A 15,850-nucleotide genomic window follows, 5' to 3' on the forward strand; every position below is an offset into this window, starting at 1 on the left:
ATATGGCAACAATCTGGGGTGCAGCTGAGGGCTTGATTTCTGCTGGAGACAAATTTGTGTCTGCCATCCAGAGCGGATCGAGCGGGCAATGGGGGGATGCAAAAGTAAGTGCGACGCAGTCGCTCAACGCCTTGATTGGCGCACTTACCGATTCCGGATTCTTCAAATATTCAGGCGGCGCGTCGGCCCTTTATGATCTTAATGCGTCTTTTGGCAATCTGTACAATGCGACAAACGCTCTTGATGCGCTTCGTTATACTGCGGATGCCTTGGCGACTGTTGGGTCATTAATGGCGTTGGCGCCAGCGCCCCACGCTAAAGCGATAGGTATTGCTTTAAGCATCGGGATGACGGCTATCAAGCGAGGAATCGAAACTTACCAGGGAAGTGGCAGTGCTGGGGACATCGAGCTTCCTTCGGTTGTTATTCCGTACCTGCCTCCAGGCGTGAAGGAATACGATTGGTGGAGCATTCCTGACGGCATTCTTTCACCTACGATTGGCGCGACTCCAGACCCGTTGATTAGAGTAATCCGTTACGTCGATCCCTTGGTACTGGACCTTGACGGAGACGGCTTGGAGATTACTCCTCTAGGGCACGGTGTTGTCTTTGATGCTAACGGCGATGGAATCAAGAATGGAACCGCATGGATAGGTGGTGATGACGGCTTGCTGGTTTGGGATCGCAATGGCAACGGCAGCATCGATTCGGGCGTCGAACTGTTCGGCGATGAAACTATTCTCGCCGATGGTCTGAAAGCTCCGCACGGCTTTGCTGCACTAAGTGACATCGATCGCGGGAGCGTTGTTAATGGCGCCGCCGTTGGTGCTCGTGACGGAGTATTCGACGCGCGTGATGCGGAGTACACCAGCTTGCGCATTTGGCGCGATGTCAATCAAGACGGGATCAGCCAAGCCACCGAACTAACTAATCTGGCTGAGGCCGGTGTGCAAAGCATTGGTCTTTCAAGCCAGCCGTTTCCAAATGCCACTTACCAAGATGCTATCCTGGCGCGGAATGGAAGTTTCACCCGCACGAGCGGCAGCCCAGGCCAAGCAGGCAGCTTCATCCTTGTGCAGAACAATTTCGTGAGCCAGTTCGCTCCACTCGAAGTTAGTGGAGCGGCAGAAGCTTTACCTGACATTACTGGTACAGGCTGGGTCCGGAACTTGCGTGAAGCTGCAACCGTGAGCCCGGAACTCATTGCGTTGATCGAATCAGTGCAAAGCGCTGGACCGAGGTCTGAATACACAAATGCAGTGTCCAATTTATTACGCGAATGGGGCAACGATTCTGTGTACAACAACGCCAGTCGGCAGGCATTGGCAGCAGGGTACGGCTTGATTCTGAGTGAGCCTGTCGGGGAACAAGAACGCGGCTGGATGGACTTGGCCATCAGAGCGAACGAGGTAGACCGTAATACATTCCGTGAGTCACTTTCGGACACTGACCGGAGCAAGTTCGACGCTATGCGCGAGCGAATGATCGGCGGGCTAGAAAGGCTTTACGCATATGAGGCTTTCACCGGCCATACTTTTCTGACCTGGTCGCAGGTGCATGACGATGCAACGAACTTCGTGCCTCGACCGGTCCAGACCTGGGGCCGATTGATAGAAACATCGGTACCATTTTCGCAGGTTTTACACGACAACCGCGTCGCTGTTCCTGCAAGCCAAACCGGCTACATCCGTGTCGATATTCCGCTTCCACCCGCTAACACGCCTGAGCCATACCTAAACAGCTTGTGGAATCGACTGGTTAACGATGCAAGCACCAGTCTTTTGGCTAGTATGCGCCTTCCAAATTATCTTGATATGGTGGACGTGAGCGTCTCAGAGCAGAGAGTCGTTTTCGATTTTACTCGGCTTGATGAGGCGCTGATCGAGGCAAATGCGGCTAGCGCCCACGAGGGTGCTGCGCTTTTTCTCGATGTGTACCAAGTGTTCGGCGACATGCTTAACAGCTTGGGCTGGAGTGGAGCCGCGCAAATGAACGCGCTGATGCAAAGGGCTGTGACCGACGCAAACGTTGTACGCGCGCTTGCCGCAAGAAGCATAAATATCTTTGGGGCCGAAGCTGTCGTCGGGACCGACGGCGATGACGCGTATCTTGGAGGTACTGACTTTACTCGTTTCAACGCGGGCGCAGGTAATGACATTATTTACGGCGACGCTGGCGATGATTTCCTATCCGGAGACGCCGGCGATGATTTGATCTTTGGTGGCGAAGATAACGATCAGTTATATGGTGGCGATGGGCATGATGTTTATGTGGGTGGTCTCGGCGATGATTCTATGTATGATAGCTCCACAAGCAGTGATGACGCTTATCGTTTTGCTCGCGGGAATGGTCAAGATACCATCGCTGACTACGGTGGTGTTGATCGCGTTGATCTGATGGGGCTGAATGCGTTAGACGTTGCCAGCGTGCGCGCCGGCTATGGCCTTACGGTGAATTTCACGACCGGCGACAGCGTGAATGTCGCTCGCATGTTCGACTACGCTGGGGCGGTTGATTCTGCCCGCGCGATCGAGAGCCTGCGTTTTGCCGATGGGACCAGCTGGGATATTGCAAGGCTTCGAACTGAAGCGCTTCGCGGTACGGCCGGAGAAGACATCATTTCCGGTTTCAATACAAACGACCACATCCAAGGCTGGGCGGGCGCTGATGGCCTTTCAGGCCTCGACGGCAACGATACCCTCGACGGCGGCGACGGCAACGACGCGCTCAGTGGTGGTGAAGGCAACGACGTATTTATTGGCGGCACCGGCGATGACCGATTTTATGATTACGCCTCGAGTTCTGATATTTACCGATTCGGTCGCGGCGATGGTCGCGATTATATTCACGATTCTGACGGCGCCGACCGCTACGAGTTAACAAACCTAAATGCTGTTGATGTCCAAAGCGTGAGACGTAGCGGTGGCGGCGGTTCCGACTTGGCCATTGATTTTGGTGGCACAGATAGTCTTACGCTGGGCTACGCGTTCGATTGGAGCAGCGGCGCAACCTATGCGTCATTTGAAAATGACGGGCTGTACTTTTCGGACGGCACTCATTGGAACGTCGATCGGTTGCGTAGTGAAGCATTGCGCGGCACGGCAGGTGCCGATGCCGTGCTCGGATTCGAAACAAATGACGCCATCAATGGCGGCGAAGGTAATGATACCCTGCAGGGTCACGGAGGCAACGACATCCTCGAAGGCGGCCACGGTATTGACGAAATCCAGGGGCAATTTGGATCTGACACCCTGACCGGCGGGGCTGGCGACGATCAAATGTTCGGCGATGGCCCTAGCGACGGTGCTGGAGGGAACGACGTGCTCGAAGGTGGCGCCGGAAACGACTATCTGGTCGGCGGGTTTGGTGGCGACACGTATATCTTTCGACGGGGCGATGGACAGGATACCATTGACAATGGTAGAAGCGCGTGGAATAGGGGGATAGCTGCTGAGGCAGGAAAACAAGACGTGCTACAATTCGGTCTTGGCATTGCGCCTGCCGATGTCTTGTTGAGTAGAAATCTGGCCGACTTGATTTTGCGTATAGTCGAAAGTAATGATCAGGTCACAATTCGTGACTACTTTGCAGGCGGCGGTTCCATCACGAACGGTTTCGGCTATGCACTCGAAGCGATTGCTTTTGTAGACGGTACTCGCTGGGGTGTGACCGACATATTAGCTCGCATGCCTGACCCGGCCACGTACGCCGACGACAATATCAATGGCACCGCCGGTAATGACATCATCGATGCGTTGGATGGCAATGACACCGTCCGCGGGCAAGGAGGCGATGACGTCATCGACGGCGGGTTGGGCAGTGATGTCTTGTTTGGCGGCGCGGGCAACGATATATACATTGTCAATGCGACAGGCGACATTGCGAGCGAGAATGCCAACGAGGGTACCGACACGATTCGGTCCGCTGTGACCTGGACGCTCGGTGCCAACATCGAAAACCTCACCCTCACCGGCACCGCCAACATCAATGCCACCGGCAACGAGCTGACCAACACCCTGCTCGGCAACGCAGGCAACAACCGCCTCGACGGCGGTGCGGGCGCCGACGCCATGACTGGCAACACCGGCAACGACGCCTACCTCGTAGACAACGCCAGCGACACGACGATCGAAGCCGCTGGCGGCGGCACCGACCTCGTCGAGGCTTCAGTGAGTTGGACGCTCTCGGCCGAAATCGAGAATCTCACTCTCACCGGCACCGCCGTGATCGACGCCACTGGCAACACCCTCGCCAACACCCTGCGCGGCAACGCCGCCAACAACACCCTCGACGGCGGCCTGGGCAACGACACCATGTTCGGCGGCCTGGGCGACGATACCTACGTCGTCGATGCCCTCACCGACGTGGTCATCGAGAGCGCCAGCGAAGGCACCGACACCATCCAGACCGCCCTTACCTGGACGCTCGGCGGCAACGTCGAAAACCTCACCCTCACCGGCAACGCCGCCGTCGATGGCGCCGGCAACGGCTGGGCCAATGTGCTCACCGGCAACAGCGCCGCGAACCGCCTCAGTGGCGCAGGCGGGGCCGATATGCTGGCAGGTGGTGCAGGCAACGACACCTATGTGGTCGATGCCACCGACGTGGTGGTCGAACTGGCCGGGGGCGGCTACGACGCCATCGAGTCCTCGGCGCATCACACCCTGAACGCCGAAGTCGAAATGCTCACCCTGACCGGCACGAGCAACTACAACGGCACCGGCAACGCCTCGGCCAACACCCTCATCGGCAACGCCGGCTACAACCGCCTGGACGGCGGCTTGGGAGCCGACGCGATGACTGGCGGCGCCGGTAACGACACCTACGTTGTCGACAACGTCGGCGACACCACCTTGGAGCTAGCCGCAGGCGGCACCGACCTGGTCGAGTCATCGATCAGCTGGACGCTCGCCGCCGAGGTCGAGAACCTCACGCTCACGGGCATCGCCGCGATCAACGGCATCGGCAACACCGTGGCCAACACCCTGCGCGGCAACGCCGGCAACAACGTGCTCGATGGCGCGGCGGGCAGCGACAGCATGTTCGGCGGTGCCGGCAACGACACCTATGTGGTCGATGACGCCGGCGACCGCGTGACCGAACTTGTCAACGAAGGCATCGACACCGTGCAGTCCGCCGTGACGTGGACGCTGGGCGCGGAACTTGAAAACCTCACCCTCACCGGCACAGCAGTCATTGACGGCGTGGGCAATTCCGTCAACAACGTGCTCACCGGCAACGCCGCCGCCAACCGGCTCGACGGCAGGGCTGGCGGCGACACGATGGCCGGCGCAGCCGGCGATGACGTGTACCTCGTCGACGATGCGCTCGACGTCGTGATCGAGGCCGCGGGCCAAGGCATCGACCGCGTCGAGACGGCCCTCAGCCACACCTTGAGCGCCAACGTCGAGAACCTTACGTTGACCGGCACCGGCGACATCAACGCCACCGGCAACGCCCTGGCCAACACGCTGATCGGCAACGCCCGGATCAATCGCCTCGATGGCGGCGCCGGCGCCGACACGATGACCGGCGGGGCGGGCAACGACACCTACGTCGTGGACTCCGCGGGCGACGTGCTGAGCGAGCTGGCCGGTGGAGGCACCGATACCGTCGAAGCCTCCATCAGCTGGACCTTGGGCGATCAGTTGGAAAACCTCACCCTGACCGGCACGGCAGCGATCAACGCCACAGGCAACGGCGCCGCGAACACGTTGCGCGGCAACGCCGGCAATAACCTGCTCAACGGCCTGGCTGGCAACGACGTGATGCTGGGTGGCGTGGGCAACGACACCTACGTCGTCGATGCCACCGGCGACGTGGTGACAGAGAACGCGAACGAAGGCCTCGACATTGTTCAGTCTTCGGTCACCTGGACCTTGGGCGCTAACTTGGAGAACCTCATGCTGACCGGTACTGCGGCCATCAACGGCACCGGCAACACGCAAGACAACATGCTCACCGGCAACACCGCCGCGAACATGCTGACCGGTGGCGCGGGCAACGACACGCTCAACGGCGGCGCCGGCAACGACGCGCTGATCGGCGGCGCCGGCAACGACACCTACGTCGTCGATGCCGCCACCGACGTAGTGACCGAGATCGCGAACGAAGGTACGGACACCGTCGAGTCCTCGGTGACGTGGACCCTTGGTGCCAACGTCGAGAACTTGGTCTTGACCGGCACCACGGCGATCAACGGCACCGGCAATGCCTTAAACAATGTGCTCACGGGCAATGCCGCCAACAACACGCTCACCGGCGGGGCGGGCAACGACACCCTCGAGGGCGGCGCGGGCACCGACACGCTGGTAGGCGGCGCAGGCGAGGACAGCTACTTCGTCGATGTCAGCACCGACGTGGTGACCGAGAACGCCAACGAGGGCGCCGACACCGTCAACAGCGCCGTCACGTGGACGCTGGGCAACAACCTGGAGAACCTAACCCTGACCGGCACGGCGGCCATCAACGCCACCGGCAACACCCTCGCCAACACGCTGCGCGGCAATGCAGCCAACAACGTGCTCAATGGCGGCACCGGCAACGACTCCCTGCTCGGCGGCGCAGGGGACGATACGTACGTGGTCGACGTCGCCACAGATGTCGTGACCGAGGCCGCCAACGAAGGCACCGACACCGTTCAGTCCGCCGTGACCTGGACGCTCGGCAACAACCTGGAGAACCTGACGCTCACCGGCACCACGGCCATCAACGGCACCGGCAATGCCCTGGCCAACGTGCTCACCGGCAACAGCGCCAACAACACGCTGAACGGCGGCGCCGGCAACGACGTGCTCGATGGGGGCACCGGCAACGACACGATGCTCGGCGGGGCGGGCGATGACAGCTACTTCGTCAACGTCACCACCGACGTGGTGACCGAGAACGCCAACGAGGGCACCGACACGGTCAACAGCGCGGTCACCTGGACCCTGGGCAACAACCTCGAGAACCTCACGCTCACGGGGACCACCGCCATCAACGGCACCGGCAACGCCTTGGCCAACACACTGACGGGCAATGCGGCAGCAAACACGCTCACGGGCGGTGAAGGTGCCGACATCTACATCGGCGGCGCCGGCAACGACACGCTCACCGACACCTCGACGACTTCGGCCGACGTCTACCGCTTCGGCCGTGGCGATGCGCAGGACACGGTGCGTGACTCGGGCGGCAGCGACCGGCTGGAGTTCCTGAGCGGGATCGCCACTGACCAGATCTGGCTACGTCGGGTCGGCTCGGATCTGGAGGTCAGCGTCATCGGCACGAACGACCGAATGACGGTAGGCAACTGGTACGGCAGCACGGCCAACCGCATCGAGACTCTGCAGACGGCGGGCGGCCTGCGCCTGCTCGACAGCCGTGTTCAGGCGCTGGTCGATGCGATGGCGGCCTTCGCACCACCGGCCGTAGGCCAGACGACGCTGCCGCCAACTTACAGCACGGCCTTGAGTGCAACCATCGCAGCGAACTGGCAGCCTTGACGTAGTCGCTTGACCTCGCCGTCGGCATCGCTTGGGCGGTGCCGGCGGTGGGGAACAGCCAATGGCGTTCTCACGGGCGCTGGCGGGACCTGGTGGGTGGAGCCCGAATGGGGACCGCGCGTGCTGGGGACGTCGCTTGCGGTGATCGCCACGTTCTGCCGAGAAGGCGGGTTCGCGAAGCGACTTCTGGGGAGGGGCGCAATCCCCGACGTTGTTTTCGCTGAATTGCGGCGCTAAGTCCCTGTTCCGGGCGCGGCGAGTTCCCTGTTTTCTGAACACGCAGAAGACGCGTCATCACGCGCAAGTGACGGTCACGTTTGATCTTTCTCGTCGGTACTTCGCCACAGTCGGCTGACAAAGGTACGAAAAGTCCCTGTTAAGGCCCCTCGCACCGCTGAGACGGGTTCGCTGAGGACTCGGCCCACCGCCAGCTAGTCCGAGCCCGCGCCCGTCGCGGGCTTTTTCTTGGGCGGGCCCGCGCGGTGCGGGCCAGCGCGGCGATGGGGTTTCTCAGAGCGCGCTGTTTGCCGGCGCTGGGCGCGTTCGTCGAGGCCTTTCTCAGTAGGGTCAGTCGACGGTACGGATAAGTGCATCGCCCAACAAAAAGACCCCGCACTGCGGGGCCAGCCCTGCGACGCGGCGGACCGCTAGTCGCTCATGCCCAACAAGCGCCTTTGAGCTCCCCACTCGATCGGCAACTCGCCGATCCGGTTCAGCCGTTCGGCGGTTAAATCGGGTGGCACTTCACCCGTCCGGATGCGCCCCACGATGTCCGGCGTAAGCAGTGCCAGCCGCATCACCCGCGCGACGTGGGGCGATCCGACACCATCCCGCGCGGCGACCTCGGCCAGACGATTGCACTCACCCGAGGCCAGCGCAGCGAACCATCGCTGCGCCTTCGCAATCAAGGCAACCAACTTCGCATCGACCGCCGCTGCTTCGGCGACCGTTCGATCCCCGACGATCAGTCGCATCGCCATGCCGCACCGCTTGAGCTGCACAGGCACGTCGAGTTGAACTGTCCATGAGCAGCCCACCTTCACGGCCAGCGGGGCGTGCGACGGCCCGGACGTTCGCGTTCACAGCCATCGCTTCGGCTCGCTGAAGCCACAGGCGGGCCCGGGCATTTCAAATGGGGCAATACAGGTCTTGGCTCCCAGGCGAACGCCCGAGAGTCGCCGCCCCATGGGGTGCGACCGATGCAAAGGCCCCCGAATGCCGATCTCCTGCTTCCCCTCCCTGCCGCTTGGTTCGCGCACGCAGTCCAGCGCACCAGAGGGCGCCGCAGAGCGCAAAAGCCAGGTACGCGAGGCGCTGGGCACGTATGCAGGCGCCGGCGGGCCGCTGGCAGCACTGACACCCAATCCGCGCCGCGCAGTTGCCAAGGACATCACGGCCGCCCACCGGATGCGCGTGCCGCTGCTCGACCTGACGTCGCGCAACTCGCAGGCGGTGGCGCATCTGCCCGCGCAGATCGGCCCGTTGCTCGGAAGCCATGTCCAAGAGCTGCGCCTGCCGTCCGATTTGCCTGCGCTGCCGCAATGGGTTGCCGATCTGCCCCGGTTGCAGCGGTTGGACGCGCGCGGCGCGACGGGCGACGTGCTTACCCTGGCGCGTGCCGAGTTGGTGGAGATCAACGTACCGCCGGGAACACAGGTCGAGAACAGGATCGCGGCGGACCGGAAGACCCGCATCAACCATGTCGCGGGCGGGCAAGTGGTCGGCACCGCTTCCGCAGTCGGCCAGAGCTATCTGGCCAACGCCGAGTTGGGACGCACGCAAGTCGACCTGAACGGCAAAGTCCGATTCCTGCGCGGCACGCAGGAACAAATCGTCTGCCGTCACCTTGCGATTCGAGACATCTTGGACGCTCAGAAGCTGGATGCTGACAAGCAGGTTCCGCATGACAGACGTACCGCCGTGCTGCCGACCAACCGGGCTCAGCAGCGCGAGCGCTTGATGGGCACGCCCGCGCGCATGCAGCGGCACGTGGACACTGCGATGGAGGACCGCTTCAACGAGCTGAGGATCGCGGGCACCGATACCGTTCTTGCGGGTCATTCGGAGTGGGGCCAGATGATGTCGGACCGGTTCGCCGCCATGAACGGACCGGGCACCCAGCACCTGCTGGTACTGATGGGGAACCATGCCATGTCGCTGTCTCTGAAAGCCAAGCAGATCGACGGCAAGCCACCAGGCACCATGACGTACTCGGTAAGTTTGTACGACCCGAACCAAACAGTGACTCATGTGCGCCTGACGGAAACGGACCCGGCCAGGATCAGGTCTCTTGCGATGAAGGATCTGATACGCAATGCACGGGACCGATCAGAGTATTACTCCGCTGACAAAGAAATTCCTTTCAACGGCCCCGTCACGAAATTCGTTGTGGTGCCCGATGGCGCCTACGCAAAGAAGAACGGCGAGCCGATGGTCGCAGCTGGCGCCCAGCGCCAGTTGACCATGTACGTCGGCGACGCCGACCGCTTGTCGATGGCGAGCCTGTTCCACATCGTCGATGCGGAGCTTCCGGCACGCGATGCCTTGCTCAATGGCTTGGCTGCTCAACGAGACAGGGCCGGGCGCATCGACTATCTGCAACGCGCCGGAGCCGTTGCATTGACGGCCCCCTCGACAACGGTCGACCTGTCCAAGACGCTACGCGATCAAATGAAGATCGATCGGTTAGGCACAGACGATCTGCAAACAATCCTGGTCGGAATCACGGCACACCAAGCGCGCAAGAACGACCTGCCCCGCCATCTCACCGATGTCGGCGTCGGTGCCCGCCTGCACTACCTTGTCGATTCGTTGGATCTGGACAGCACGTCGCGACACGCCATCGGACAGGCGCTTTTCAACGATACGCACACTCGTGACGCCGCCAGAGGCACTTGGACCATCAACCACGAATTCGGTGCTGCGACCGACGCTCCCGGCACCCGCGATGCCGCCCACGCATATCTCGCGTCGGTGCTCGGTCTGATGCAAGCGCCTGCACCGCTGGTCGGACCATTGCTCGTGAGTGTGGCCGAGGCGCATTCGCCACAAGAACGCGCTGCCTTTCTTGAACGCATGGGCGGCAGCGTTGTCGTCGATGCCCCGGAAAGCGCCGACAACTTCGGCGACGCGCTGGGTCAACTGAGCCGCCGCAACCAACTCGGCGGTGCCGATGTGGTCGCGCTGCTGCTCTCGCTTCGCCACAAGGACGCATCGATCGCCGAACTCTGCATCCAGCACGACGACGCGTCCATGGTGGACAGCTACGCCGCCATCATCGATGCTGCGGGGCTGGACGCCGCCGAGCGCGAAACACTGGGGCGCAGGTTGCTGGAAGCCACCCATCGCCCCGATCCGCACGGCGGGTGGGTGCCACACGCCACACTGGATGCAGCACTGACCGGCGGCGCCGCTGCGCCGGCGTTCAATGCGTTGCTCGATCGCCTGCTGAACGCAGCAATGGCGGACGAGTCCGGCAACGAGTCGGACATCTCGGTGGTGTCGCTGCCCGGGCCGAAGAGTGCCTGACCGATGCCGTCTTCGATCTTCACGTAGGCCGCGCGGCTCATCAACAGACGTGACGGAGTTGTCGCATGGTGCAAACCATTCAGCTTCAGTCATAGGGCAGCGCGAAGTCCATGCAATGGGTCGACATTGCAGTCGGGGAACCGGCCCGGGTGAAGTGCGCATTCGCCACCACGCTGTGGGCCTGAACTTCATCGATGTCTACCAGCGCACCGGGCTCCACCAGAACCCGCCACCACTGACCCGAGGTGTTGTCGCCGGCCGAAAACCGAGCCACTTTTGAGGGTTGCGCCGATCCAAAACTGAGCCAGGTGAGCCACCTACTCTGCTGCTTTTTGTGCAGCAGACGACGAGGAGTGATCACCATGGACATGATTGGCAGGAGTCGGCGATTGCATGGCCGGGAGGAGAAGTCCGAGCGCGAGATTGCCCGTATGACGGGCTGTCGCGCAACGAGGTGGGCGGTGCCGGCCTCGTGCGCCACGTGCGCCACGTGCGCGCGTTCCGCCGACGGTACGCACGCACAGCCCTGCCGTCTCGACGACGCGGCCCGCGCCGCGGGTCCGCCGGGGATGCAATTCCAGGGGACCACGCCCTGGCGCCGAGCAGGCGCCGCTGCGCGCAGGACCAGGTGCGGCTGCCGGCGGCGCCCGACCGATCAAAACATCGTGTTGCCGTGCGGAAGCTTCTCGGGCACCGGCTGCTGCACGTCCCAGTGCTCCACGATCTTGCCGTTCTCGAGCCGGAAGATGTCGACCAGCGCGGTTCCCAGCGCGCCCGGCTCGGGCACCGAGTGCACGTGCAGCACGACGAGATCACCCTGCACGATGACGCGCTTGATGCTCGCCTTCAACTGTGGGTTCGCCTTCTTCAGGTAGCCGCCGATGAAGCTCTTCAGGCCCTCGACGCCATCGGCCGCGCGCGGGTTGTGCTGGATGTACTTCGGGCCGATGTGGGCGACCGCGGCGTCGATGTCCTTCTGGTTGATCGCCGCTTCGTAGAAGGCGAGCACCACGTCCTTGTTTGCTTGCTCCTGCGCCGTGAGCGCATGCGCGCCGAGGCTTGCGAGAGCGACCAGAGCGCCCACCGCGAGGGCGCGCACACGAGCGATGGAAAGCATGCAGAAAACCTTCGCGAATCGAGGAGGGAGCCTGGATTGTTCGCGAGGCTTGTGTCGGCCGCTTCGTCACTTTGTGTCGGGCCGACACATCACGCTCGCACGCGCCGCCCGCCGCGCGGCACGACGAGTTCGACGCGCAGGCCACCGCCCGCGCGGTTCAAGAGCAAGAGGCGCCCTCCTTGGCGTTGCGTCAATTCGCGCGCGATGTAGAGCCCCAGTCCCGTGCCGCCGGTGGCTCGATTGCGTGAAGCCTCGAGCCGGTAGAACGGCTCGAACACCGCCTCGAGATGCGCGGGATCGATGCCGGGGCCCCGGTCTTCGACCGCGATGCTTACTTCGTCGCGCGTCGTGTGCAGAGACACCTCGGCCGCGCCGGCATAGCGCAGCGCGTTGCTGAGCAAGTTGTCGAGCACGCGGCGCAGCGCCGCAGGCTCGCAGCGCGCAATCGCGCGAGCGGGGTCGCCTTCGGCAGGCAGCAGTCGCACCGTGAATCCTTGCTCGGCGAGGTCGTCGACCAGGGACTGCAGCAGCGCGTGCACCGCGGTGTCCTGCAAGGGCTCGGGTTCGCCGAGCACGTCGCCGCGGAACACGCCGAGCACCGTGTCGATAAGGCGGTTCATCTCCTGGATGTCGTCGGCGGAACGCTTTTGCAGTTCGGCATCGGCACCCATCGAATCGATGCGCATGCGCAGGCGGGTCAGCGGCGTGCGCAGGTCGTGCGACATCGCAGCGACCATCAGCCCACGAGCGCGGAACTGCTGGCGCAGTCGCTGTGCCATCAGGTTGAAGACGCGCGCCGCCTCGCGCACCTCGCGGGTTCCGTGATGCTCGTCGAGAGACGCCGACGGCGCGGCGCCGGCAAGCGAATCGTTCAATGCGCGCGACGCCAGGGCCAGCTGGCGCATCGGCGCCGCCAGCCAGCGCGAGCCCAACCAGGCGGCCAGCGCGATGACGGCGATGCGAACGCCGTAGTCGAGCAGCAGCACCTGCGTCGGCAGGTTCGGTGCGACACCGTCGCGGCCGGCCGGCCCGGGTACGCCGGGCGTCGGCGGCAGCGATGGAAGCGTCGCCATGCCGCTGCGGCTCGGCGCGTGCCCCGACCACAGCAGCAGACCATGCACGGCGGCGTAGCCGGCGAAGTGGCTCGCGACCAGCGCCACCCACATCAGCACGAACAGGCGCTTCGCCAGCGTGTCGCTCAAGCCGAAAGCCTTCATCGCTGCACCTCGGCGTCGAAGCAGTAGCCCTCGCCCCGCACGGTGCGGATCAGGCGCGGGGCGCGCGGCGGCTCGTCGAGCTTCTGGCGCAGCCGGGAGACCGCGAGGTCGATGCTGCGGTCGTTGACCTCGACACCCGAGGCGCGCGTCTGCTCGATCAACTGCTCGCGGGTGAGCACGCGCCTTGGCCGCTCGACGAATGCCGACAGCAGTCGGTACTCGGCCTGCGACAGCGCCACGACCAAGCCGCGCGGCGACAGCAGCTGATGCCGCGTGCGCTCGAAGCGCCAACCGTCGAAGGCGACGCTCGCCGGCTGGGGCTCGGCAGCCGGTGCGCGCTTGTGCACGCGGCGCAGCACCGCGTGGATGCGGGCGACCAGCTCGCGGGGTTCGAACGGCTTGCCGAGGTAGTCGTCGGCCCCCATCTCGAGGCCCAGCACGCGGCTGGCCGGGTCGCCGTGGGCGGTGAGCATGATCACCGGCAGGTCGTGGGTCGACTGGACCCAACGGCACAGCGCCAGGCCGTTCTCGTCGGGAAGCATCAGGTCGAGGACGGCCACGTCGTAGCGGTGGACGGCGAGAAGGCGGCGCATGCCGCGACCGTCCGCCGCGGCTGCGACGCTCATGCCGAAGCGCTGCAAGAGCTGCTGCAAGGCGTTGCGGATGTCCGCATCGTCATCGACGACGATGCATCGAATCATTGCAGTGTCTCCATCGCTCCTGTCCGAAAAAGCGCATGCGTCACGAGCGACGCGGCGACCGAGCGGCTCTGCGCACGGCCTTGGCCTGCGGCGGCGCGTCCAACGCAGCGCCGATCGAGTGCATCACGTGCTCCTGCAGCTGCGCAGGCTCAGCTGCTCCACGCCGCGCTCGGCGATCACCTCGCGCGCCGCGCGCAGGCAGGCTTCCTTCAGCGCGAGCGCGGGCTCGTCCTCGTTCTTCGGCATGGGCGGTTGCCGGTCGTGGCGCGGCCGCGATTGTCGCGTCCTCACCCGCCCGAACGCGCCGGGCTTGTCGCAGCGCTGCGCTTCGGCGAAGTGAACATCGACGGGCGCGGCCAGTTCCGCGTCGATCTGCGCGATCTCGACGGCACTGCGGTGTTCAGCAAGACGCTCGCGCCCAAGCGCCGCGGCGGCGGGTATTACCGGGGTTGAAGCAGGCACCACGCGTCACCGACACGTCACGCCGCTCGCCTAGCGTGCCGCTCCACCGATCCGAGTACCGAGGAGCCCCATGCGAATCTTCACTGCGATGCTTGCCGCGCTGGCCGTGGCCGGCGGCCTGAACGTCGTCGACCACACCGCTCACGCGCACGGCTGGCGCGACGGCGACCGCGGCCCGCGCCCGGCTGCCGAGGCGCCGCTGGTGATCGGCCACCGTGGCGCCAGCGGCTACCTGCCCGAGCACACGCTGGAGAGCTATGCGCTCGCGATCGAGCTCGGCGCCGACTTCATCGAGCCCGATCTCGTGTCGACCAAGGACGGCCACCTGATCGCGCGGCACGAGCCCAACATCACCCACACCACTGACGTCGCTTCGCGGCCCGAATTCGCCTCGCGCCGGCGCAGCGGCTGGCTCGTCGACGGCGCGGCGGAGTCGGGCTTCTTCGCGAGCGACTTCACGCTGGCCGAGATCAAGACCTTGCGCGCACGGCAGCCGTTCGCCGAGCGACCCCAGCAGTTCAACGGCAAGTTCGAGATCCCGACCTTCGACGAGGTGGTGCGCCTCGCGCAGCGCAAGGGCCGCGAGCTGGGCCGCACGGTCGGCGTGTACCCCGAGACCAAGCACCCGACCTACCACCGCGCGCTCGGCTTGCCGCTGGAGGAGAAGCTGCTGCAGGTGCTCACCCGCCACGGCTGGAACTACCGCGAGGCGCCGGTGTTCATCCAGTCCTTCGAGCAGGGCAACCTTGTCGCGCTCAACAAGATGACGCGCGTCAGGCTGGTCCAGCTGATCGACGCCAACGACGTCAGGCCCGACGGCAGCCTCGACTTCACCGCGCCCTACGACCGGCCCTACGACTGGACGGCCTCGGGCCGGCCCGAGCTGCTCGCGCGCACCTTCGCCTACCTGACCACCGACGAGGGGCTGAAGGAGGTCAGGCGCTATGCCGACGGCATCGGCCCGTGGAAGCGCTACATCGTCAGCACCGCGGCCACCAGCCCGCCGGGCACCGCGCCCGGCGAAGCGGCGCTGAAGACGCTGCCGCCGAGCGACCTGATCCAGCGCGCGCACAAGGCCGGCCTGCTGGTGCACGCCTACACCTTCCGCAACGAAGCGGCGCGCCTGGCGGGCAGCTACGCCGGCAACCCGGTCAACGAGGTCCTGCAGTTCTTCGCGCTCGGCCTCGACGGCGTCTTCACCGATTTCCCCGACACCGCGGTGGCCGCGCGCGTGCTGCACCGCCTGAGCAGCGATCCGGCGTATGCCGAGTGCCTCACGCGCGAAGAGCGGCGCGGCTGCGAGCGCTGAGCCCCGAGCGAGCCCGAGCAGGCCCCGCATGG

Annotated in this window: 9 protein-coding genes and 1 pseudogene; 5 read left to right on the forward strand and 5 right to left on the reverse strand. The window is 64.1% G+C overall.

Annotated elements, in window-relative coordinates; genetic code table 11:
- The first annotated feature begins 2 nt into the window (after window positions 1-2).
- Window positions 3-7,484, forward strand: a complete 7,482-nt coding sequence (locus VFR90_RS11575) for an SPM autocatalytic domain-containing protein (RefSeq protein ID WP_326406289.1) — start codon at window positions 3-5, stop codon at window positions 7,482-7,484.
- Window positions 7,485-8,131: 647 nt separating this feature from the next.
- Here the strand turns inward: VFR90_RS11575 and VFR90_RS11580 are convergent.
- Window positions 8,132-8,464 (reverse strand): hypothetical protein, encoded by a 333-nt coding sequence (locus VFR90_RS11580; RefSeq protein ID WP_326406290.1) that lies wholly within the window; start codon window positions 8,462-8,464, stop codon window positions 8,132-8,134.
- A 235-nt stretch (window positions 8,465-8,699) separates the two neighbouring features.
- Between VFR90_RS11580 and VFR90_RS11585 the strand changes: the two genes are divergently transcribed.
- Together VFR90_RS11585 and VFR90_RS17680 are read left to right on the forward strand one after the other, a co-directional pair.
- Window positions 8,700-11,012, forward strand: a complete 2,313-nt coding sequence (locus VFR90_RS11585) for a ShET2/EspL2 family type III secretion system effector toxin (RefSeq protein WP_326406291.1) — start codon at window positions 8,700-8,702, stop codon at window positions 11,010-11,012.
- 110 nt (window positions 11,013-11,122) lie between these two features.
- Window positions 11,123-11,262: pseudogene (locus VFR90_RS17680) on the forward strand (quinone oxidoreductase); the annotation flags it as partial.
- Window positions 11,263-11,667: 405 nt separating this feature from the next.
- Here VFR90_RS17680 and VFR90_RS11595 read toward each other — a convergent pair.
- The 4 genes from VFR90_RS11595 to VFR90_RS11610 form a co-directional block, all read right to left on the reverse strand.
- The gene (locus tag VFR90_RS11595; protein WP_326406293.1) at window positions 11,668-12,129 is read right to left on the reverse strand and encodes a nuclear transport factor 2 family protein; all 462 of its coding nucleotides are present in this window, start codon (window positions 12,127-12,129) and stop codon (window positions 11,668-11,670) included.
- 89 nt (window positions 12,130-12,218) lie between these two features.
- Complete coding sequence (locus tag VFR90_RS11600; RefSeq protein WP_326406294.1) at window positions 12,219-13,346, reverse strand: sensor histidine kinase; 1,128 nt, start codon at window positions 13,344-13,346, stop codon at window positions 12,219-12,221.
- Window positions 13,343-14,047 carry a response regulator gene (locus VFR90_RS11605; RefSeq protein WP_326406295.1) on the reverse strand — a complete coding sequence of 235 codons (705 nt, stop codon included), beginning with the start codon at window positions 14,045-14,047 and terminating at the stop codon, window positions 13,343-13,345. Before VFR90_RS11605 ends, VFR90_RS11600 begins: the two co-directional genes overlap by 4 nt.
- 123 nt (window positions 14,048-14,170) lie before the next feature.
- Window positions 14,171-14,293 carry a hypothetical protein gene (locus tag VFR90_RS11610; protein ID WP_326406296.1) on the reverse strand — a complete coding sequence of 41 codons (123 nt, stop codon included), beginning with the start codon at window positions 14,291-14,293 and terminating at the stop codon, window positions 14,171-14,173.
- Window positions 14,294-14,299: 6 nt separating this feature from the next.
- On the opposite strand from VFR90_RS11610, the gene VFR90_RS11615 reads away from it, so the two are divergent.
- Window positions 14,300-14,500, forward strand: a complete 201-nt coding sequence (locus VFR90_RS11615; protein WP_326406297.1) for a hypothetical protein — start codon at window positions 14,300-14,302, stop codon at window positions 14,498-14,500.
- 79 nt (window positions 14,501-14,579) lie between these two features.
- Complete coding sequence (locus VFR90_RS11620) at window positions 14,580-15,818, forward strand: glycerophosphodiester phosphodiesterase (protein ID WP_326406298.1); 1,239 nt, start codon at window positions 14,580-14,582, stop codon at window positions 15,816-15,818.
- Window positions 15,819-15,850: the final 32 nt, after the last annotated feature.

Origin of the sequence: Methylibium sp. (assembly GCF_035762065.1) — a bacterium.
GTDB lineage: Bacteria > Pseudomonadota > Gammaproteobacteria > Burkholderiales > Burkholderiaceae_C > Methylibium.

Bases quoted from the DNA above. Each gene is read 5' to 3' on its own strand.
- VFR90_RS11575 (WP_326406289.1), top strand. From the start codon at position 3: ATGGCAACAATCTGGGGTGCAGCTGAGGGCTTGATTTCTGCTGGAGAC.
- VFR90_RS11580 (WP_326406290.1), bottom strand. From the start codon at position 8,464: ATGGCGATGCGACTGATCGTCGGGGATCGAACGGTCGCCGAAGCAGCG.
- VFR90_RS11585 (WP_326406291.1), top strand. From the start codon at position 8,700: ATGCCGATCTCCTGCTTCCCCTCCCTGCCGCTTGGTTCGCGCACGCAG.
- VFR90_RS11595 (WP_326406293.1), bottom strand. From the start codon at position 12,129: ATGCTTTCCATCGCTCGTGTGCGCGCCCTCGCGGTGGGCGCTCTGGTC.
- VFR90_RS11600 (WP_326406294.1), bottom strand. From the start codon at position 13,346: ATGAAGGCTTTCGGCTTGAGCGACACGCTGGCGAAGCGCCTGTTCGTG.
- VFR90_RS11605 (WP_326406295.1), bottom strand. From the start codon at position 14,047: ATGATTCGATGCATCGTCGTCGATGACGATGCGGACATCCGCAACGCC.
- VFR90_RS11610 (WP_326406296.1), bottom strand. From the start codon at position 14,293: ATGCCGAAGAACGAGGACGAGCCCGCGCTCGCGCTGAAGGAAGCCTGC.
- VFR90_RS11620 (WP_326406298.1), top strand. From the start codon at position 14,580: ATGCGAATCTTCACTGCGATGCTTGCCGCGCTGGCCGTGGCCGGCGGC.